This window comes from Pseudomonas sp. Irchel 3F3 (genome assembly GCF_900187545.1).
Taxonomy (GTDB): Bacteria; Pseudomonadota; Gammaproteobacteria; order Pseudomonadales; family Pseudomonadaceae; genus Aquipseudomonas; species Aquipseudomonas fortuita.
In genome coordinates, this window is record NZ_FYDS01000005.1 from 234191 (window position 1) to 254597 (window position 20407).

A 20407-nucleotide genomic window follows, 5' to 3' on the forward strand; every position below is an offset into this window, starting at 1 on the left:
AGATCGAGCGCCGCGCGGGCGGCGCTCGATCTCACAGGCGCTACAAGTCCTCAGCCCTACGCTGCGCCGCCGCAAAAGCCTGTAACTGGGGATAGAACTCGCGAAAATCCGCCAGCAGCGGCTCATACAGCCGCTCCAGTTCCACCATTACCCCGGCCATCCCCTCAGGCCGCGACAAGCGTCGGGCAATGCCGTTGAACACCTGTTCCAGCGTGGCAAAATCGCCATAAGCCCCTAGCCAGTCATCCGCTGCCATGAACGGCGCAATCCGCGCCAATCGCCCCGGCAGCTCGGGCTCCGCCAGCAGCACCCTGTAAAACGCGCCAGTAAACTGCGCCAGTGGCTGCTCGGCGTAGTGGCCCCAATGCCGCGCCAGGCAATGGTCGAAGAAGACATCCAGCACGATGCCGGCAAAGCGCCGCCGCTCGCGCGGAAAGCGCGCCAGTGCCGCCAGCACCAGCGGATGCTGATCGGTGTAGCTGTCGATATGCCGGTGCAGCCGGATAGCCGCCTCCAGCGCAGGAGGGAAGCGCCCTTCCAGCGAGCCTTTGACAAAATCGCCATACAGGCTGCCAAGCAGTTGTTGCGGCGCCGGGCCGCCCAGGTGCAGGTGTGCGAGGTAGTTCATGGGCGCAGTCTACCACCGCTCCGCCTTATATCGTTATAACGCGATATACCGATTCGCGCTCAGCTCAGAACCTCTTGGTATTTGGATATCGGGAACAGCCGATTTACATTTCGCTCTATCGCGATATACCGCTACAACGAGCCTCCACCCATGCCTCTTGATCTCGACGAAATCATAAAAGCGCTGGCCCATCCGGTCAGGCGAGAAATCCTCAGCTGGCTGAAAGACCCGGCAACGCAATTCCCCGACCAGTACCACAGCACCGAAAACGGTGTGTGTGCCGGGCAGATCGACCAACGCTGCGGCCTGTCGCAGTCGACCGTCTCCGCCCACCTGGCCACCTTGCAGCGCGCCGGGCTCATCAGCAGCCAGAAGATTGGCCAATGGCACTTCTTCAAACGCAACGAAGCCACCATTGAGGCATTCCTCGAACAACTGCGCCAAACACTTTGACAAGGCAGGTAACCGCTATGACCACGCTTTTCGATCCGATCACCCTGGGCGACCTGCAACTGCCCAACCGCATCATCATGGCCCCGCTCACCCGCTGCCGTGCCGACGAAGGCCGCGTGCCCAATGCGCTGATGGCCGAATACTATGTACAGCGCGCCAGCGCCGGGCTGATCCTCAGCGAAGCGACTTCGGTCACTGCCATGGGCGTCGGCTACCCGGATACCCCCGGTATCTGGAACGATGAGCAGGTGCGTGGCTGGAACAACGTCACCAAGGCCGTGCACGCCGCCGGCGGGCGCATCTTCCTGCAGCTGTGGCACGTTGGCCGTATTTCCCACCCCAGCTACCTGAACGGCGAGCTGCCGGTGGCCCCCAGCGCAATCCAGCCCAAGGGCCATGTAAGCCTGGTGCGCCCGCTAAGTGACTACCCCACCCCGCGCGCGCTGGAAACCGAGGAAATCAACGACATCGTCGAGGCCTACCGCAGCGGTGCCGAAAACGCCAAGGCTGCCGGTTTCGATGGTGTAGAGATTCACGGCGCCAACGGTTACCTGCTTGACCAGTTCCTGCAAAGCAGCACCAACCAGCGCACTGACCTCTACGGAGGGTCGCTGGAAAACCGTGCACGCCTGCTGCTGGAGGTGACCGATGCGGCCATCGAAGTGTGGGGCGCAAACCGCGTAGGCGTGCACCTGGCGCCGCGTGCCGATGCTCACGACATGGGTGATGCCGACCGCGCCGAAACCTTCACCTACGTGGCTCGCGAGCTGGGCAAGCGAGGCATTGCCTTTATCTGCTCGCGGGAGCGGGAAGCCGATGACAGCATCGGCCCATTGATCAAAGAGGCATTCGGCGGCCCGTACATCGTCAACGAGCGGTTTGACAAGGCCAGCGCCAATGCGGCCCTGGCCAGTGGCAAAGCCGATGCAGTGGCGTTTGGCGTGCCGTTCATCGCCAACCCCGACCTGCCGGCGCGGCTGGCGGCGGATGCGCCATTGAACGAGGCGCGGCCAGAGACTTTCTATGGCAAGGGGCCGGTGGGGTACATCGATTATCCGCGGTTGTAATCACGATTGCCGGGGCCGCTTTGCGGCCCATCGCGACACAAGGCCGCTCCCACAGGGATAAGCACAGCCCTCAAGGTAGCGCCGAACTTGTGGGAGCGGCCTTGTGTCGCGAAAGGAGGGCAAAGCCCTCCCGCGCTCTGTTACGGCCGGGCGTTGATCTGCTGCTGCAGGTTCTGAATCTGGCTCTGCAGCGTATTCAGGTTGCGCGTCGTCTGCGCACGGAAGGCATCGAATTCCTGCACCGACGCACCACCGGACGCTGCCGCAGCCGGGCGGTTGTCGATCTGGCTCTTCAACACCAAAATATCCTGTTCCAGGCCCTGGATTGCCGCGCTCGGGTTGCCCTGCTTCTTCAGCGCCGCCACATCGCTCCCACAGGGATAAGCACAGCCCTCAAGGTAGCGCCGAACTTGTGGGAGCGGCCTTGTGTCGCGAAAGGAGGGCAAAGCCCTCCCGCGCTCTGTTACGGCCGGGCGTTGATCTGCTGCTGCAGGTTCTGAATCTGGCTCTGCAGCGTATTCAGGTTGCGCGTCGTCTGCGCACGGAAGGCATCGAATTCCTGCACCGACGCACCACCGGACGCTGCCGCAGCCGGGCGGTTGTCGATCTGGCTCTTCAACACCAAAATATCCTGTTCCAGGCCCTGGATTGCCGCGCTCGGGTTGCCCTGCTTCTTCAGCGCCGCCACATCGCTGCCCAGGCTCTTGAGCTGCCCGTCCAGCGTGCCGCCATCCACCTGCGCGGCCTTCAGCGCGGCAACCTGCTCGTTCAGGCCCTTCAACTGGGCATCCAGCTTGCCGCCATCAACCTGCCCTGAACGCAACGCGGCCAGCTCGCCATTCACCAGCTTCAACTGCGCCTGCAGCTGGCTTTGCAGCTCGGTCACAGCCTTCTGCTGTTCACGGGTATCGGCCAGCACCTGCTCCAGGCGCTTACCCAGGTCGCCGGTCTGCCCGGCTACGCCTTGCTGCAACTGGCGCAACTGCAGCTTCAGCGCCTCGCTGCTGGTATTAACACCGGACTCGCTGGCCTCAACCTTGCCACTGATCGCCTGCAAGCGCCCGGCTGCTTCTTCACTGATGCGGGCAAAGCTCTCCTGGGTCGCCACCAGTTGCTGCTCCATCAGCGAGATCTGCTGGAAGCTCCACCAGCCCAGGCCCGCCAACGCGATGAACGAAGCGCACAGCAGCGCCCACAACGGCCCCGTGCTGGCACCACGGGCGGCTTTCTGCCGGCTGCGCACCACGTGCGCCGGTATCAGTTCGTCATCATCAACGGTGCCCGCCCGCAAGGTAGGCACATCATCGTAGTCATCGTGAGCATGGTTACGCATGGATACATTCAACCGCGGTAGTCGCACAGAGGCACGAGTATAAACCGCAAGCGCGGCGCATTGATGACCATTGTCAGCCAGACGGCCTCACTGCGCAGGCGGCAAATGCTTCCACCAGCCGCAGAATTCATCCAGTGCCGTCCACAGGCTGACCTTGGGCTGGTAGTCCAGGTACTGCCGGGCGCGGCTGATATCCAGGGTAAAGTCACGGCTCATCACCTGCATCCCCAGGCGCGACAAGGTCGGTTGCGGGCGCCCCGGCCACAACATGCAAGCGGCCTCATTCAGCGCGGCCAGGCTATAGGCCAGGCCGTAGGAGCGGTAGCGGGTCACCTGTGGCAGTTGCATCTGGCGCATCACGTAGTTGACCACGTCCCACAGCGGCAGCGGCTGGCCGTTGCTGATGTTGTAGGCCTGGCCCAGCGCACGCTCGTCGGCGAACAACGCGCTGAGCAGTGCTTCGTTGAGGTTGTGCACGCTGGTGAAATCGACTTTGTTCAAACCGTTGCCGATGATCGCCATGCGGCCTTTGCGCTGCATCTGCATCAGCCGCGGAAAAATGCTGGCATCGCCGGCACCGGTGACAAAGCGCGGGCGCAGCGCCAGTACTTCGAGGCCGAACTCCTGGGCCCCGAACACTTTTTGCTCGGCCAGGTGCTTGGTTTGCCCATAATGGTCGTGAAAACGGCGCGGCACTTGCTCTTCACGGATGTCCAGGCGCGAACGGCCATTGAAATAGATCGAAGGCGACGACAGGTGCACCAGGCGCCGCACATGTTCCTTCAGGCAGCCCTCGACCACGTTTTCGGTGACGACCACATTGCCTTGGTAGAAGTCCTGGTAGCGCCCCCAGTTGCCCACTGCGCCGGCGCAGTGCACCACCGCCTCGATGCCTTGGCACAGGCGGCGGGCCAACTCGGGGTCGCCCAGGTCGCCAGGGATGAACTGGGCGCCGCGCTTGACCAGGTGCTCGACCCCTTCGGCGCGGCGGCCGCTGACCCGCACGTCCAGGCCCTGCTCCAGGGCGTAGCGCGCAAAGCGCCCGCCAATGAAGCCACTCGCGCCGGTGACCAGAATTCGCATGTAAGACTCCGTCTTGCCAGATTTCAGATGCAACTGACGCCAGCCGTGGCTACAAGGGCACCAGCCATTGCCGTGCGGTGTGCCGCAGGTGGTCGGTCAGTTGCGCGAGCAATTGCCCGCCATTGCGCCAATGATGCCAGTACAGCGGCACGTCGATGGGGGTATCGCTGCAGATTTCCACCAACTGCCCGTTGGCCAGTTGCTCACGGGCCTGCAATTCGGGCACCAGCCCCCAGCCCAGCCCGGCCTCGGTCATGCGCAGGAAGCCTTCGGATGACGGGCACAGGTGGTGCAGGAAACCATCCTCGATGCCCAGTGAGGCCAGATAGCGATGCTGCAGGAAATCATCCGGGCCGTACACGATCGCCGGGGTGCGGGCCAGGCGGCTGGCGACAAAGCCTTGGGGGAAATGCCGCGCCATGAACCCGGGGCTGGCCAATGCCCGGTAGCGCATGGCCCCCAGCAGCAGGCTGCGCGCCCCGGCTACCGGGCGTTCACTGCCACACAGGCAGGCCGCCACTTCGCCAGCACGCATGCGTTTCAGGCCCACTTCCTGGTCTTCTACGACCAGGTCGGTCAATACGTTCTGCTGCGCACAGAAGTTGCCCACCGCACCGGCCCACCAGGTGGCCAGGCTATCGGCGTTGAGCGCAATGCGCAGGCGTTCCGGCATGCCCTCCTCGTCCAGCGCCGGCACCTGGCGCTGCAAGTCACGTTCCAGCAGGCGCACCTGCTGCACATGGTTGAGCAACTGACGGCCGACTTCGGTTGGGCTGGGCGGCGCGGCACGCACCAGCACGGGCTGCCCGACGCGCGCTTCGAGCAGCTTGATGCGCTGGGAGATGGCCGACTGCGACAAGCCCAGCACTTGCGCGGCACGCTCGAAACCACCCTGTTCGATCACCGCCGCCAGGGCGGCCAGCAACTTGTAGTCGAACATCGATTTTCCTAATGACGGATCAGCTTTATTTGTTTTTCTTATACAGCGCAAGCCACCACAATGGCCAGCATCTTTAAGGTTCCTTTTATGGAGAGCACGCCATGTGGCAAAGCTATCTCAACGGCATGCTGGTGGCCTTCGGCCTTATCATGGCCATTGGCGCACAGAACGCCTTCGTCCTCGCCCAGAGCCTGCGCCGTGAGCACCACTTGCCGGTAGCAGCATTGTGCATCGTCTGCGATGCCCTCCTGGTGGCTGCCGGGGTATTCGGCCTGGCCACGGTGCTGGCCCACAACCCGACCTTGCTGGCGGTGGCGCGTTGGGGCGGCGCCGTGTTCCTGGTCTGGTACGGCGCCAAGGCGCTGCGCAGCGCCTGTTCCAGCCAGAGCCTGAAGCATCAGCAGGGCCAGGGCGTACGCTCGCGCCGTGCCGTGCTGCTCAGTGCCCTGGCGGTGACGCTGCTGAACCCGCACGTCTACCTCGATACGGTGTTGCTGATCGGTTCGCTGGGCGCCCAGCAGACTCAGCCTGGCGCCTATGTGGCCGGGGCGGCCAGTGCCTCGCTGCTGTGGTTCTCGACCCTGGCGATTGGCGCGGCCTGGCTGGCACCGTGGCTGGCACGGCCGGCGACCTGGCGCATGCTCGACCTCATGGTGGCGGTGATGATGTTCGCAGTGGCGGCGCAACTGATCTTTTCCTGAACAGACACCACCGGTCGGTATCGTGTAACCGCTCTGGAACCTCTATTCCCTATCTTTGTTGCGTGGTTATGCGCCGGGGCTGGTGCTATGATCGGCCCCTTGCGTCGCAAAGAGTACAAACTCGCCGACGCTCATAGGGCCGCCCGTGATCGGCCCTGCGCAAACCGCGAACTAGACCTGAATCAGGAGATCCACCATGGCTTTTGAATTGCCGCCGCTGCCGTACGCCCACGATGCCCTGCAGCCGCACATCTCCAAGGAAACCCTGGAGTTTCACCACGACAAGCACCACAACACCTATGTCGTGAACCTGAACAACCTGGTCCCAGGCACCGAATTCGAAGGCAAGACCCTGGAAGAGATCGTCAAGAGCTCTTCGGGCGGCATCTTCAACAACGCCGCTCAGGTCTGGAACCACACCTTCTACTGGAACTGCCTGTCGCCAAACGGCGGCGGCCAGCCTACCGGTGCCCTGGCTGAGGCCATCAACACCGCTTTCGGTTCCTTCGACAAGTTCAAGGAAGAGTTCACCAAGACTTCGGTTGGCACCTTCGGTTCCGGCTGGGGCTGGCTGGTGAAGAAAGCTGACGGTTCCCTGGCCCTGGCCAGCACCATCGGCGCCGGCTGCCCGCTGACCAGCGGCGACACCCCGCTGCTGACCTGCGACGTCTGGGAACACGCCTACTACATCGACTACCGCAACCTGCGTCCGAAGTACGTCGAGGCGTTCTGGAACCTGGTCAACTGGGCCTTCGTTGCCGAGCAGTTCGAAGGCAAGACCTTCAAGGCCTGAGTCATCCAGCCTTGATCAAAAAACCCGGCCATGTGCCGGGTTTTTTTGTGCCTGAATCAGACGCGAAGAGGCCTGCACGGTTTTGCTTGCTCAGCCTGCATAGCGCGCTAACATCAAACCTCTGGAAGATTGACGCAGCGCACTCAAGTTGCGGGGTCAGGCAACCGATACACTGCTCATGATCGGCCGATAGTGTATCGTCATCGTTGATGGCAAAATGATGCCATGCGCATGGATTAAGGAAACCCCATTGAAGCTGGAATTGCGGAACAGCTTGTCGGTCAAGTTGCTCAGGGTCGTGCTGCTGTCGGCGTTGGCGGTTGGCGTCGTGCTCAGCTGTGCGCAAATTGTCTACGACACCTACAAGACCCGCCAGGCCGTGAACAACGATGCCCAGCGTATCCTCGACATGTTCCGCGACCCCTCCACCCAGGCGGTATACAGCCTCGACCGCGAAATGGGCATGCAGGTGATGGAAGGCCTGTTCCAGGACGAATCGGTGCGCATGGCGTCCATCGGCCACCCCAACGAAACCATGCTGGCCGAAAAGTCCCGCCCGCTGCAGGACATGCCCATGCGCTGGCTGACCGACCCGATCCTCGGCCAGGAACGCACCTACACCACGCAACTGGTTGGCCGCGGCCCCTATAGCGAATACTACGGCGACCTGAGCATTACCCTCGACACCTCGTCCTACGGCGAAGACTTCCTGATCAACGCGGTGATCATCTTCATTTCCGGCGTACTGCGGGCCTTGGCCATGGGCCTGGTGTTGTACCTGGTCTACCACTGGCTGCTGACCAAACCGCTGTCCAAGATCATCGAGCACCTCACCCAGATCAACCCCGACCGCCCGAGCCAGCACCAGATCCCGCTGCTCAAAGGCCACGAGAAGAACGAACTGGGTCTCTGGGTCAACACGGCCAACCAGTTGCTGGCGTCGATCGAGCGCAACACTCACCTACGCCATGAAGCCGAAAACAGCCTGCAGCGCATGGCCCAGTACGATTTCCTCACAGGCCTGCCCAACCGCCAGCAACTGCAGCAGCAACTGGACAAGATCCTCGTCGATGGCGGTCGCCTGCAACACCGTGTGGCAGTGTTGTGCGTGGGCCTGGACGATTTCAAGGGCATCAACGAACAGTTCAGCTACCAGGTTGGTGACCAACTGCTACTGGCCTTGGCCGACCGCCTGCGCGCCCACAGCGGCCGCCTGGGCGCCCTGGCGCGGCTGGGTGGTGACCAGTTTGCCCTGGTACAGGCCAATATCGAGCAGCCCTACGAGGCGGCCGAACTGGCGCAGAGCATCCTCGACGACCTGGAAGTGCCGTTCGACCTCGACCACCACCAGCAGATCCGTCTGCGCGCCACCATCGGCATCACCCTGTTCCCCGAAGACGGCGACAGCACCGAGAAGCTGCTGCAGAAAGCCGAACAGACCATGACCCTGGCCAAGGCCCGTTCGCGCAACCGCTACCAGTTCTACATTGCCAGCGTCGACAGCGAGATGCGCCGCCGCCGCGAGCTGGAAAAGGACCTGCGCGAAGCCCTTCCGCGCAACCAGCTGTACCTTGTGTACCAACCACAGATCAGCTACCGCGACCACCGTGTGGTCGGCGTCGAGGCGCTGCTGCGCTGGCAGCATCCAGAGCTGGGCATGGTGCCACCGGACCAGTTCATTCCGCTGGCCGAACAGAACGGCAGCATCATCAGCATTGGCGAATGGGTACTGGACCAGGCTTGCCGGCAACTGCGCGAATGGCACGACCAGGGCTTCAGCGAGCTGCGCATGGCGGTCAACCTGTCCACCGTGCAGCTGCACCACAGTGAACTGCCACGGGTGGTCAACAACCTGCTGCAGGCCTACCGTCTGCCGCCACGCAGCCTGGAGCTGGAAGTCACCGAAACCGGCCTGATGGAAGACATCAGCACTGCCGCCCAGCACCTGCTGAGCCTGCGCCGCTCCGGGGCGCTGATTGCTATCGACGACTTCGGCACCGGCTATTCGTCGCTCAGCTACCTGAAATCGCTGCCGCTGGACAAGATCAAGATCGACAAGAGCTTCGTCCAGGACCTGCTGGACGACGATGACGACGCCACCATCGTTCGCGCCATCATCCAGCTGGGCAAGAGCCTGGGCATGCAGGTGATCGCCGAAGGCGTGGAAACCGCCGAACAGGAAACCTACATCATTGCCCAAGGCTGCCACGAGGGCCAGGGCTATCACTACAGCAAGCCGCTGTCAGCCCGTGAACTGACCCACTTCCTCAAGCAGGCGCAGCGCAATCAGGTTTCGATGCTCTGAGCTGGCAGGCCTGGTTACAGGCTGTGACCCGCATTTACATGAATTGCGCGCCCGCCCCTTTACAGCAAATGCAAATCTTTCGCATGATGTTGCGCTTTCGCGTGCCACGGCGCACGGCCCACCCCTTGGTCCAACCACACGACGCAGGAAAACCAACAATGATTCGAATGCCTCTGGCCTCCGCCAGTCTGCTGGCCATTGCCATCGCTCTCGCCGGTTGCGGTGAAGGCAAGGACGACAAAGCCGCCGCGCCGCAAGCTCAGGCACCTGCCGCCGCCAGCACCACCGCTGCTGCGCCTGGGGCTGTTGACGAAGCCGCCGGCAAAGCCGTGGTCAAGCACTACGCCGAAATGGTCTACGCCGTGTACAGCGACTCGCTGAGCACCGCCAAGACCCTGCAGAGCGCAGTCGATGCGTTCCTGGCCAAGCCCAACGACGAAACCCTGAAAGCCGCCAAGCAAGCCTGGGTCGCCGCGCGCGTACCGTACCTGCAGACCGAGGCCTTCCGCTTCGGTAACACCATCATCGACGACTGGGAAGGCCAGGTGAACGCCTGGCCGCTGGACGAAGGCCTGATCGACTACGTCGACAAGAGCTACGAGCACGCCCTGGGCAACCCGGCTGCTGGTGCCAACATCATCGCCAACACCGAGATCCAGGTGGGCGAAGAGAAGGTCGACGTCAAGGACATTACCCCTGAAAAACTGGCCAGCCTGAACGAGCTGGCTGGCTCCGAGGCCAACGTTGCCACCGGCTATCACGCCATCGAGTTCCTGCTCTGGGGCCAGGACCTGAACGGTACCGGTCCAGGCGCTGGCAACCGCCCGGCGTCCGACTACCTGGAAGGCCAAGGCGCTACCGGTGGCCACAACGACCGCCGCCGTACCTACCTGAAAGCGGTCACCGACCTGCTGGTCACCGACCTCGAAGAGATGGTCGGCAACTGGGCACCGAACGTGGCCGACAACTACCGCGCCAAGCTGGAAGCCGAGCCTGTCAACGACGGCCTGCGCAAGATGCTGTTCGGCATGGGGAGCCTGTCGCTGGGTGAACTGGCGGGTGAGCGCATGAAGGTTTCGCTGGAAGCCAACTCGCCGGAAGACGAGCAGGACTGCTTCAGCGACAACACTCACTACTCGCACTTCTACGACGCCAAGGGCATCCGCAATGTCTACCTGGGCGAGTACACCCGCCCGGACGGCACCAAGGTCAGCGGCCCGAGCCTGTCGTCGCTGGTGGCCAAAGCCGATCCTGCTGCCGACGCCACCCTCAAGGCCGACCTGGAAGCCACTGAAGCCAAGATCCAGGTGATGGTCGACCACGCCCTTAAAGGCGAGCACTACGACCAGTTGATTGCAGCTGACAATGCTGCCGGCAACCAGATCGTGCGTGATGCCATCGCGGCCCTGGTCAAACAGACCGGCTCGATTGAACAGGCCGCTGGCAAGCTGGGCATTGCCAATCTGAACCCGGACACTGCGGACCACGAGTTCTGATCCTGCTGTAGCGCCTCATCGCAAACGCCCGGCCTAGTGCCGGGCGTTTTCATTTGTAGGCCTGGTAAAGCGCTTCCTGCTGCCTGAGGTACACGCAAGTGCCCATCCTGTAGCCCTTCAAGCAACCCAAACAGGAGGCAAAGTGCTGCAGATTCTTGATGTCTGGGGCGAAGGCCGAATCGTCCAGCGTGTAAATGGGAGGAACCTTGTTACCGGATTCACCCATGCCTACAACCTGAACAAGGCGGGCCAGCTCATCTCCAACGGGCCGTTTACGGGTAGGCATATTCCCAACCTGATTGTCGTATACGAATACGATGCTCCGGATTTTCCCCTCGACGATCACGCAGTCCCTCACGTAACGCTGATGGGCGCTCCGATCACCCACCATGTGGCCGAGGAAATCTGCCGGGTTGTTGCACGCCCCGGCAAGGTTTACCTGTACGACCCCAACGAAACCGACCGCAAAATGTTCGAGGCCGTTGCCTTCGCCCAGGGGCTGCAGCCAATGGGCCGCTTCGTGCCCGCTGAACTCGCGCCGCCTTTCAACGAGATCACCCTGCTCGCAGCCTACGTCTACCGCACCCCGACGGCCCCGTTGCCACGCCCGGAAATCCAACACTAGAAGGAAACGCCAAATGGCCAGCCTCACCTACCTGCACTCCATCGCCAACAACACGCCCTATACCCTGACCCTGATCGACGGTGAAAACCGCAGCCAGAGCCTGGCAATAGGCGCCCAGCAAGCATGGAATGGCTCGCTCGCCGTGCCCTGGATCGGCAAATCGAGTGAAAACCACAAGGCCTTGCGCTTGATCCTCGGCCCGAATGCCGAGACCAACATCTGGGTATTTCAGGATTACTGGCAGCCCGCGCACAAGGATGCAATCAAGTGCCTCACCGCCTCATCCATGGAGTACGCCAGCGAGGAAGTCATCGAGGTCCCAGGCGACAACCGTGATGGCGGTAGCAAGAACCTGATCATCAGCCTGGTCAACAGAGAGTTCAAACTGTTGATGGCCTGAGCCCCCTCGGCAGCGACGATTTCATCAAGCAAACGCAAATTGCTCTTATTCAATGATCCTGGGCCTGCTAAGCTTGCACGCCGGTTTTTCGCTCACGCCCAGGATCCTTGATGTCCTCGTCGCTGTTCCGACTCTCTCCTCTGCTGCTGGCCTTTGCCCTCGCCGCCTGTGACGACGCCCCGCGTTTCACCCAGGCCGAGCCTGGCGAAGCATTGTCGGCCGGCAAGGCGACCGTGCAGCGCGCTGACCGCAACGCCTATTCCCTGCCTTCGGCCAACCTCTCGCCCGAGCGCCGCGTGGACTTCGCCGTGGGCAACAGTTTCTTCCGCAACCCCTGGGTCATCGCGCCGTCCACCACCACCGCCCGCGACGGGCTGGGCCCGCTGTTCAACACCAATGCCTGCCAGAACTGCCATGTTCGCGATGGCCGTGGCCACCCGCCAGCGCCGGGTGACAGCAACGCGGTGGGCATGCTGGTACGCCTGTCGATCCCCGACCAGCCCTACCTGGCCAAAGTGATCGAGCGCCTCGGCGTGGTACCGGAGCCGGTGTACGGCACCCAGCTGCAGGACATGGCCATCCCCGGCGTGGCGCCTGAAGGCAAGGTGCGGGTCAGCTATACACAGCAAACCGTGTCGTTCAAGGACGGCCACCAGGTCGAACTGCGCAAACCTGCCCTGCAGATCACCCAGCTCGGCTATGGCGTGATGCACCCCGACACGCGGTTTTCGGCGCGGGTCGCCCCGCCCATGATCGGCCTGGGCCTGCTCGAAGCCATTCCCGAAGCCGACCTGCTGGCCAATGAAGACCCGGACGACCGCAACCACGATGGCATCCGCGGGCGGGCCAACCGGGTGTGGGACGATGCCCAGGGCAAGACCGTGATCGGCCGCTTCGGCTGGAAAGCCGGTCAGCCCAACGTCAACCAGCAGAACGTGCATGCCTTTGCCGGTGACATGGGCCTGACCAGCACCCTGCAGCCACACGATGATTGCACCCCGGCCCAGGCCGACTGCCTGGCCGCACCCAACGGCGACGGCGCCAACGGCGAGAAAGAAGTCAGCGACAACATCCTGCGCCTGGTGACCTTCTACACCCGCAACCTGGCCGTGCCGGCCCGCCGCGATGTGGGCGCGCCGCAGGTGCTGGCGGGCAAGAACCTGTTCTACCAGGCTGGCTGCCAGGGTTGCCACACACCGCAGTTCACCACGGCTGCCGAGACTACCGAACCAGAACTGGCCAACCAGGTCATCCGCCCCTACAGCGACCTGTTGCTGCATGACATGGGCCCAGGCCTGGCCGACGAACGCACTGAATTCGCCGCCAACGGCCAAGACTGGCGTACCGCGCCACTGTGGGGCATCGGGCTGAGCGAAACAGTGGCAGGCCACAGCCAGTTCCTGCATGACGGCCGCGCCCGCAACCTGCTTGAAGCCGTGCTCTGGCATGGTGGTGAAGCCGAGGCGGCACGCAACTTCGTACTCACTTTCAATGCCGAGCAACGCACTGCGTTGCTGGCGTTCCTGAACTCACTTTAAAACGCGCTAAGGAGCCGGGCATGTTCCGACCCAAACTGTTGTTCACCAGCCTCGCCGCACTCGCCCTCGGCGCCTGCTCGCCGCAGGACCCGCAAGCCGTGACCTCCGCCGCCATCGCCAAGCAAGTGATCCTGCCCACCTACAGCCGCTGGGTCGAAGCCGACCGCACGCTGGCCGCCAGCGCCCTGGCCTACTGCGAAGGCAAGGAAGACCTGGCCAAGGCCCGCGCCGACTTCCTCAACGCGCAGAAGGCCTGGGCCGAGCTGCAGCCGCTGCTGGTCGGCCCGTTGGCCGAAGGCAACCGCGCCTGGCAGGTGCAGTTCTGGCCCGACAAGAAGAACCTGGTCGGCCGCCAGGTCGAACAGCTCGTCAATGGCGACAAGCCGGTCGATGCCGCGACTCTGGGCAAGGCCAGCGTGGTGGTACGTGGCTTGTCAGCCTACGAGTACATCCTGTTCGACAGCAAGCCGGACATCGCCACTGCCGAGCAGAAAGCCCGCTACTGCCCGCTGCTGGTGGCCATCGGTGAACACCAGAAGGTCCTGGCCGAGGAGATCCTCAAGGGCTGGAACAGCACCGACGGCATGCTTTCGCAGATGACCAAGTTCCCGAACCAGCGCTACGCAGACTCTCACGAGGCAATCGCAGACCTGCTGCGCTCCCAGGTCACCGCCCTGGATACCCTGAAGAAGAAGCTGGGTGCGCCGATGGGTCGCCAGAGCAAGGGCATCCCGCAGCCGCTGCAAGCCGAAGCCTGGCGCAGCCACAATTCGCTGAAGAGCCTGGAGGCCACCCTCAAGGCCGCCGAAACCGTTTGGGTCGGGGTCGACAACCAGGGCCTGCGCGGCCTCCTGCCCAGCGGTCAGAAAGCGCTGGCAGACAAGATCGACGCCGCCTACGCTACCTCGCTCAAACTGCTGGCCGACAACCAGAAAACGCTCGGTGAGCTGCTGGCCGACGACGCAGGCCAGCAAACCCTCAACCAGCTCTACGACAGCCTCAACGCCGTCCATCGCCTGCACGAAGGCGAGCTGGCCAAGGCGCTGAACATCCAGCTGGGCTTCAATGCCAACGACGGTGACTGATCATGCTGCGACGCCAGGCACTCAAACTCGGTAGCGTATTGCTCAGCGCCCTCACCTTGGGCGGCTGGAGCCTGTTCCGCAACAAAGGCAGCGAACCTTTGCTGCTCTCGGCGCGTGACGATGGCGACGGCAAGCACTATGCCGTCGGTTTTCGCCTGGACGGCACCCAGGTGTTCAGCACCCAGGTCGCCCAGCGTTGCCATGCCATCGTCCACCACCCCGAGCAGCCGATCGCCTTGTTCGTCGCCCGCCGCCCCGGTACCGAAAGCTACCTGGTCGACTTGCGCGACGGGCGCCTGCTGCAAACGGTGGTTTCGCAGCCTAACCGGCACTTCTACGGCCACGCGGTGGTACACAAGGGCGGCGAATGGCTGTATGCCACCGAGAACGACACCACCGACCCGGGGCGCGGCGTGCTTGGCGTATACCGTTTCGAGGGCGAACGCCTGGTGCACACCGGCGAGATCCCGACCCACGGCATTGGCCCGCATGAGGTCGCCTGGCTGCCCGATGGTGAAACACTGATCGTGGCCAATGGCGGTATCCGTACCGAAGCCGAAAGCCGGGTAGAGATGAACCTCGACGCCATGCAGCCAAGCCTGGTGCTGATGCAGCGCGACGGTACCCTGCTGAGCAAGGAAACCTTGGCCCAGCAGATGAACAGCGTGCGCCACCTGGCGGTGGGCAGCGATGGCACCATTGCTGCCTGCCAGCAGTTCATGGGCGATGCCGACGAAACTGCCGAGCTGTTGGCGATCAAACGCCCGGGCGAGCCGTTCAAGGCCTTCCCGGTGCCGGAACGCCAGTTGCAGGCCATGGCCCAGTACACTGCCAGTGTCGCCATCCACAGCGAACTGCGACTGGTGGCGCTGACTGCGCCAAGGGCCAACCGCCTGTTCGTCTGGGACCTGGACAGCGGCGCGGTGCGGCTGGACGCGCCCATGCCCGATTGCGCGGGGGTTGGCGCGGTGAAAGACGGCTTTGTCGTCACCTCCGGGCAGGGCCGTTGCCGCTTCTACGATTGCCGTAAGGCCGAGCTGGTCGGGCAGCCGATGAACCTGCCGTCCGGTTTCTGGGACAATCACCTGCATCTTGTCTGATTGATCCGCTGCCTGCACCGGCCCTATCGCCGGCAAGCCAGCTCCCACAGGTACACCACAGGTCCTGAAACCTACGGTGTACCTGTGGGAGCTGGCTTGCCGGCGATAGGGCCGGTGCAGACAATTCACTCCCCTTCAATCAAAAAACAGTCAATACTTCCCCCATCCACACGTGGGCAGGATCGCCCGTTGTCGTGTCCAGGCTAATAACAACCGTATCCAGGGAACCGGACCTATGCTGCGCCGCCGCATGCTGATCATGTTGGCCGTGGTTCTGCTGATCGTGCTGGCCTTGGGGGGCTACAAGGCTTTCTCCATCTACCAGCAGATCCAGATGTTCACTGCCCCCAAGCCGCCCATCACCGTAGCGGCAGCCTTGGCCGAACAGCGCCAGTGGCAGGAGCGCCTGCCCGCCGTCGGCAGCCTCAAGGCCCTGCAGGGTGTGGAACTGAGCCTGGAGGTAGAAGGGATCGTCAAATCCCTGCACTTCGACTCGGGCCAGCAGGTCAAGGCCGGGCAACTGCTGCTGCAACTCAACGACGACCAGGAAACGGCCCTGCTCGGCACCGCCCAGGCTGACCTGGGCCTGGCCAAGGTCGATTTTGGCCGGGGCAGCCAGCTGGTCGGTGACTCGGCCATCTCCCGTGGCGAGTTTGATCGCCTAAGCTCCCAGTACCGCCGAAACCAGGCGGTGGTCGAGCAGCTCAAGGCGCAGAAGATCAAGAAGAGCATCAACGCCCCGTTCAGCGGCACCATCGGCATCCGCCAGGTAGACATCGGCCAATACCTCGCCGCCGGCACGATGATCGCCACCCTGCAGGATACGTCCAGCCTGTACGTCGACTTCAACGTACCGGAACAGGCCCTGCCGAAGCTGAGCCTGGGCCAGCAAGTGCTGTTACAGGTGGCCGCCTACCCGGGCCAGACCTTCCCCGCCAGCCTCAGCGCCATCAACCCCAAGGTGGAAGAAACCACACGCAACCTGCTGGTCCGTGCCGTCCTGGCCAACCCCGACGGCAAGCTGCTGCCAGGCATGTTCGCCAACCTGCTGATCTTGTTGCCCAACCCTCAATCACAAGTGGTGGTGCCGGAAAGCGCGATCACCTACACCCTGTATGGCAACTCGGTGTACGTCGCCACGCCAAAGAAGGACAAGGATGGCCAGCCCGAAACCGACGACAAGGGCCAACCCCGGCTGGTCGCCGAACAACGCACGGTTCAAACCGGCGAGCGCCGCGACGGTGTGGTGGTGGTCAGCAAGGGCCTGCAGGCCGGCGAACAGGTGGTCACCGCCGGGCAACTGAAGCTCACCCCGGGCGCCGCGATCCGCATCGGCCAGGACCAAGCCCTCAAGCCCGAACAGGGCGTCCCGGGCAAGGACTGACAGGAGGCTGGCATGGCGTTTACCGATCCGTTCATCCGTCGCCCGGTGCTGGCCAGCGTGGTCAGCCTGCTGATCCTGCTGCTGGGCTTCCAGGCCTGGAACAAGCTGCAGATCCGCCAGTACCCACAAATGGAAAACGCCCTGATCACGGTGACCACCGCCTACCCCGGGGCCAACGCCGAGACCATCCAGGGCTACATCACCCAGCCGCTGCAGCAAAGCCTGGCCAGCGCCGAAGGCATCGACTACATGACTTCGGTGAGCCGGCAGAACTTCTCGATCATTTCCATCTACGCGCGTATCGGCGCCGACAGCGACCGGTTGTTCACCGAGCTGCTGGCCAAGGCCAACGAAGTGCGCAACAAACTCCCTCAGGACTCCGAAGACCCGGTGCTCAGCAAGGAAGCCGCCGATGCCTCGGCGCTGATGTACGTCAGCTTCTACAGCAAGGAAATGAGCAACCCGCAGATCACCGACTACCTGTCGCGGGTCATCCAGCCCAAGCTGGCCACGTTGCCAGGCATGGCCGAGGCGGAGATTCTCGGCAACCAGGTGTTTGCCATGCGGATCTGGATCGACCCGGTGAAGCTGGCCGGCTTCGGCCTGTCTGCCACTGACGTGACCAATGCGGTACGCCGCTACAACTTCCTGTCTGCCGCCGGTGAGGTGAAGGGCGAGTACGTGGTCACCAGTATCAACGCCAGTACCGAGCTGAAATCGGCCGAGGCATTCGCCGCCTTGCCGGTCAAGACCAGCGGTGACAGCCGTGTGCTGCTTGGCGATGTGGCGCGGGTCGAGATGGGGGCAGAAAACTACGACACGGTCAGTTCGTTCGACGGTACTCCGTCGGTGTATATCGGCATCAAGGCCACCCCGGCAGCCAACCCGCTGGATGTGATCAAGGAAGTTCGGCGCATCATGCCCGAGCTGGAAAGCCAGCTGCCCTCGGCGCTCAAGGTGTCGATCGCCTACGACGCCACCCTGTTCATCCAGGCCTCCATCGACGAAGTGGTCAAAACCCTCGGTGAAGCGGTGCTGATCGTCATCGTGGTGGTGTTCCTGTTCCTCGGCGCCCTGCGCTCGGTACTGATCCCGGTGGTGACCATTCCCCTGTCGATGATCGGCGTGCTGTTCTTCATGCAAATGATGGGCTACTCGCTCAACCTGCTGACCCTGCTGGCCATGGTGTTGGCCATCGGCCTGGTGGTGGACGATGCCATTGTCGTGGTGGAGAACATCCACCGGCACATGGAGGAAGGCAAGTCGCCGTTCGACGCGGCACTTGAGGGCGCCCGGGAAATTGCCATGCCAGTGGTGTCGATGACCATCACCCTGGCTGCCGTCTATGCGCCGATCGGCTTCCTCACCGGGCTTACAGGGGCCTTGTTCAAGGAGTTCGCCCTGACCCTGGCCGGGGCGGTGATCATTTCCGGCATCGTGGCCCTGACCCTTTCACCGATGATGTGCGCCCTGCTGCTGCGCCGGGAGCAGAACCCCAGCGGCCTGGCCCATCGCCTTGACCAGCTGTTCGAACGCCTGAAGGTACGCTACCAGCGCCTGCTGCACGCCACCCTCGACAGTCGGCCGGTGGTGCTGGTGTTTGCCGTGATCGTGCTGTGCCTGATCCCGGTGCTGCTCAAGTTCACCCAGAACGAACTGGCACCCAACGAGGACCAGGGGGTGATCTTCATGATCAGCAGCTCGCCGCAGCCGGCCAACCTCGATTACCTCAATGCCTACACCGACCAGTTCACACCCCTGTTCAAAACCTTCCCCGAGTATTACTCGTCGTTCCAGATCAATGGTTTCAATGGTGTGCAGAGCGGCATTGGTGGTTTTTTGCTCAAGCCTTGGAACGAGCGCGAACGTACACAGATGGAGCTGCTGCCGCTGGTGCAGGCCAAACTTGAGGAAGTCGGCGGCCTGCAGATTTTCGGCTTCAACCTGCCCTCGTTGCCCGGCACTGGCGAGGGCCTGCCGTTCCAGTTCGTGATCAATACCGCTGGCGACTACCCGGCGCTGCTGGAGGTGGCCCAGCGCATCAAGACGCGCGCCCAGGCATCTGGCAAGTTCGCCTTCCTCGACATCGACCTGGCCTTCGACAAGCCTGAAGTGGTGGTCGACATCGACCGGGCCAAGGCGGCGCAGATGGGGGTGTCGATGGACACGTTGGGCGGCACACTGGCCACCTTGCTGGGCGAGGCGGAAATCAACCGCTTCACGCTGGAAGGACGCAGCTACAAGGTAATTGCCCAGGTCGAGCGGCCATACCGCGACAACCCCGGCTGGCTGAACAACTACTACGTGAAGAACGACCAGGGCAAACTGCTGCCACTCTCGACCCTGATCACCCTCACCGACCGCGCCCGCCCGCGCCAGCTCAACCAGTTTCAGCAGTTGAACTCGGCGATCATCCAGGGCGTGCCCATGGTCAGCCTGGGCGAAGCGCTGAAGACCGTGCAGGACATCGCCCGCGAAGAGGCCCCCGAAGGCTTCGCCTTCGACTATGCCGGCGTGGCCCGCCAATACGTGCAGGAAGGCAGCGCGCTGTGGGTGACCTTCGGCCTGGCACTGGCGATCATCTTCCTGGTGCTGGCAGCGCAATTCGAAAGCTTCCGCGACCCGCTGGTAATCCTGGTGACGGTGCCGTTATCCATCTGCGGGGCGCTGCTGCCGCTGTTCCTGGGTATATCGAGCATGAACATCTACACCCAGGTGGGGCTGGTGACCTTGATCGGGCTGATCAGCAAGCACGGCATTCTCATCGTCGAGTTCGCCAACCAGCTGCGTGAGGAGCGCGGCCTAAGCGTGCGCGAGGCCATCGAAGAAGCGGCGGCCATTCGCCTGCGGCCGGTGCTGATGACTACGGCGGCGATGGTGTTCGGCATGGTGCCGCTGATTCTGGCGACCGGCGCCGGGGCGGTCAGCCGTTTTGACATCGGGACGGTGATCGCCACCGGGATGTCGATTGGCACACTGTTTACCTTGTTCGTGCTGCCTTGTATCTACACCTTGTTGGCGCACAAGACGAATGCCAAGGAACCTGCAACAGCCTGACCGGCCTCTTCGCGGGCTTGCCCGCTCCCGCAGACAGGGCATCGGGCCTGACATGGGTGCAGTACCTGTGGGAGCGGGCAAGCCCGCGAAGAGGCAGTATGGGTACAGAAGGCCGATAGAAAATCACTGCTACGCAACACAATCTAATAATTACCGCTCACAAGCTCCCACATCATTCAGATTCACGGCTGATCTTCCTGCTCGCCAGTGAAAGACTGAACAACTGTCTCATCCACTCTGCCCGGTAACTATTAGACTCAGAATGGCAGGCTACCCGCGAGCCAGACGTCTTCCAGCAAAATTCAAACACTCCTGGAAATGGCTTCGGTAAAAAATCCTACACCTTGATCAGAAGTTTCGCCACCCTCTTCGGCTTGTACATCTTGGGCTTAACGCTATTATCAAAAACGTCGCAATGA

Annotated in this window: 17 protein-coding genes and 1 pseudogene; 13 read left to right on the plus strand and 5 right to left on the minus strand. The window is 62.8% G+C overall.

The window, feature by feature from the left end; translation table 11 throughout:
* Window positions 1-40: 40 nt before the first annotated feature.
* Window positions 41-628, minus strand: a complete 588-nt coding sequence (locus CKW35_RS12345) for an ACP phosphodiesterase (RefSeq protein WP_095116029.1) — start codon at window positions 626-628, stop codon at window positions 41-43.
* A 150-nt stretch (window positions 629-778) separates the two neighbouring features.
* On the opposite strand from CKW35_RS12345, the gene CKW35_RS12350 reads away from it, so the two are divergent.
* Window positions 779-1081: a helix-turn-helix transcriptional regulator gene (locus CKW35_RS12350; protein WP_016488913.1), complete on the plus strand. Its 303-nt coding sequence runs from the start codon at window positions 779-781 to the stop codon at window positions 1079-1081.
* 17 nt (window positions 1082-1098) lie between these two features.
* The gene (locus CKW35_RS12355; RefSeq protein ID WP_016488914.1) at window positions 1099-2148 is read left to right on the plus strand and encodes an alkene reductase; all 1050 of its coding nucleotides are present in this window, start codon (window positions 1099-1101) and stop codon (window positions 2146-2148) included.
* Window positions 2149-2288: 140 nt separating this feature from the next.
* Here CKW35_RS12355 and CKW35_RS12360 read toward each other — a convergent pair.
* The 4 genes and pseudogenes from CKW35_RS12360 to CKW35_RS12375 form a co-directional block, all read right to left on the minus strand.
* Window positions 2289-2522, minus strand: a pseudogene (locus CKW35_RS12360) (ATPase); the annotation flags it as partial.
* An 89-nt stretch (window positions 2523-2611) separates the two neighbouring features.
* The gene (locus CKW35_RS12365; RefSeq protein ID WP_016488915.1) at window positions 2612-3481 is read right to left on the minus strand and encodes a hypothetical protein; all 870 of its coding nucleotides are present in this window, start codon (window positions 3479-3481) and stop codon (window positions 2612-2614) included.
* Window positions 3482-3568: 87 nt separating this feature from the next.
* Window positions 3569-4564 carry an NAD(P)-dependent oxidoreductase gene (locus CKW35_RS12370; RefSeq protein WP_060517495.1) on the minus strand — a complete coding sequence of 332 codons (996 nt, stop codon included), beginning with the start codon at window positions 4562-4564 and terminating at the stop codon, window positions 3569-3571.
* 49 nt (window positions 4565-4613) lie between these two features.
* A complete protein-coding gene (locus CKW35_RS12375; protein WP_016488917.1) occupies window positions 4614-5504 on the minus strand; it encodes a LysR family transcriptional regulator ArgP in 891 nt (296 codons plus the stop codon).
* Between the two features lie 101 nt (window positions 5505-5605).
* On the opposite strand from CKW35_RS12375, the gene CKW35_RS12380 reads away from it, so the two are divergent.
* The 11 genes from CKW35_RS12380 (at window position 5606) to CKW35_RS12430 (ending at window position 19988) form a co-directional block, all read left to right on the plus strand.
* A complete protein-coding gene (locus CKW35_RS12380) occupies window positions 5606-6205 on the plus strand; it encodes a LysE/ArgO family amino acid transporter (protein ID WP_095116031.1) in 600 nt (199 codons plus the stop codon).
* A gap of 196 nt (window positions 6206-6401) precedes the next feature.
* Window positions 6402-6998: a superoxide dismutase gene (locus tag CKW35_RS12385; RefSeq protein ID WP_016488919.1), complete on the plus strand. Its 597-nt coding sequence runs from the start codon at window positions 6402-6404 to the stop codon at window positions 6996-6998.
* Between the two features lie 250 nt (window positions 6999-7248).
* Window positions 7249-9303: a bifunctional diguanylate cyclase/phosphodiesterase gene (locus tag CKW35_RS12390; protein ID WP_016488920.1), complete on the plus strand. Its 2055-nt coding sequence runs from the start codon at window positions 7249-7251 to the stop codon at window positions 9301-9303.
* Window positions 9304-9461: 158 nt separating this feature from the next.
* Entirely contained in the window at window positions 9462-10799 is a 1338-nt protein-coding gene (locus CKW35_RS12395) for an imelysin family protein (RefSeq protein ID WP_016488921.1), read from the plus strand.
* Between the two features lie 142 nt (window positions 10800-10941).
* A complete protein-coding gene (locus tag CKW35_RS12400) occupies window positions 10942-11424 on the plus strand; it encodes a hypothetical protein (protein WP_024717456.1) in 483 nt (160 codons plus the stop codon).
* 13 nt (window positions 11425-11437) lie between these two features.
* Window positions 11438-11824, plus strand: a complete 387-nt coding sequence (locus tag CKW35_RS12405) for a hypothetical protein (RefSeq protein WP_016488924.1) — start codon at window positions 11438-11440, stop codon at window positions 11822-11824.
* Window positions 11825-11934: 110 nt separating this feature from the next.
* Complete coding sequence (locus CKW35_RS12410; protein ID WP_016488925.1) at window positions 11935-13362, plus strand: di-heme oxidoredictase family protein; 1428 nt, start codon at window positions 11935-11937, stop codon at window positions 13360-13362.
* 20 nt (window positions 13363-13382) lie between these two features.
* Window positions 13383-14447 (plus strand): imelysin family protein, encoded by a 1065-nt coding sequence (locus CKW35_RS12415; protein ID WP_095116033.1) that lies wholly within the window; start codon window positions 13383-13385, stop codon window positions 14445-14447.
* A gap of 2 nt (window positions 14448-14449) precedes the next feature.
* Window positions 14450-15547, plus strand: coding sequence for a DUF1513 domain-containing protein (locus CKW35_RS12420; protein WP_016488927.1), 1098 nt, complete (start codon window positions 14450-14452; stop codon window positions 15545-15547).
* A 235-nt stretch (window positions 15548-15782) separates the two neighbouring features.
* Window positions 15783-16931, plus strand: a complete 1149-nt coding sequence (locus CKW35_RS12425; RefSeq protein ID WP_016488928.1) for an efflux RND transporter periplasmic adaptor subunit — start codon at window positions 15783-15785, stop codon at window positions 16929-16931.
* Window positions 16932-16943: 12 nt separating this feature from the next.
* Window positions 16944-19988: a multidrug efflux RND transporter permease subunit gene (locus CKW35_RS12430; RefSeq protein WP_095116034.1), complete on the plus strand. Its 3045-nt coding sequence runs from the start codon at window positions 16944-16946 to the stop codon at window positions 19986-19988.
* Window positions 19989-20407 lie beyond the last annotated feature (419 nt).

Excerpts from the sequence above, each read along its gene's own strand:
- CKW35_RS12405 (WP_016488924.1), top strand. The coding sequence starts at position 11,438 with ATGGCCAGCCTCACCTACCTGCACTCCATCGCCAACAACACGCCCTAT.
- CKW35_RS12430 (WP_095116034.1), top strand. The coding sequence starts at position 16,944 with ATGGCGTTTACCGATCCGTTCATCCGTCGCCCGGTGCTGGCCAGCGTG.
- CKW35_RS12370 (WP_060517495.1), bottom strand. The coding sequence starts at position 4,564 with ATGCGAATTCTGGTCACCGGCGCGAGTGGCTTCATTGGCGGGCGCTTT.
- CKW35_RS12355 (WP_016488914.1), top strand. The coding sequence starts at position 1,099 with ATGACCACGCTTTTCGATCCGATCACCCTGGGCGACCTGCAACTGCCC.
- CKW35_RS12385 (WP_016488919.1), top strand. The coding sequence starts at position 6,402 with ATGGCTTTTGAATTGCCGCCGCTGCCGTACGCCCACGATGCCCTGCAG.
- CKW35_RS12375 (WP_016488917.1), bottom strand. The coding sequence starts at position 5,504 with ATGTTCGACTACAAGTTGCTGGCCGCCCTGGCGGCGGTGATCGAACAG.
- CKW35_RS12345 (WP_095116029.1), bottom strand. The coding sequence starts at position 628 with ATGAACTACCTCGCACACCTGCACCTGGGCGGCCCGGCGCCGCAACAA.
- CKW35_RS12420 (WP_016488927.1), top strand. The coding sequence starts at position 14,450 with ATGCTGCGACGCCAGGCACTCAAACTCGGTAGCGTATTGCTCAGCGCC.
- CKW35_RS12415 (WP_095116033.1), top strand. The coding sequence starts at position 13,383 with ATGTTCCGACCCAAACTGTTGTTCACCAGCCTCGCCGCACTCGCCCTC.
- CKW35_RS12395 (WP_016488921.1), top strand. The coding sequence starts at position 9,462 with ATGATTCGAATGCCTCTGGCCTCCGCCAGTCTGCTGGCCATTGCCATC.
- CKW35_RS12425 (WP_016488928.1), top strand. The coding sequence starts at position 15,783 with ATGCTGCGCCGCCGCATGCTGATCATGTTGGCCGTGGTTCTGCTGATC.
- CKW35_RS12410 (WP_016488925.1), top strand. The coding sequence starts at position 11,935 with ATGTCCTCGTCGCTGTTCCGACTCTCTCCTCTGCTGCTGGCCTTTGCC.
- CKW35_RS12380 (WP_095116031.1), top strand. The coding sequence starts at position 5,606 with ATGTGGCAAAGCTATCTCAACGGCATGCTGGTGGCCTTCGGCCTTATC.
- CKW35_RS12350 (WP_016488913.1), top strand. The coding sequence starts at position 779 with ATGCCTCTTGATCTCGACGAAATCATAAAAGCGCTGGCCCATCCGGTC.
- CKW35_RS12365 (WP_016488915.1), bottom strand. The coding sequence starts at position 3,481 with ATGCGTAACCATGCTCACGATGACTACGATGATGTGCCTACCTTGCGG.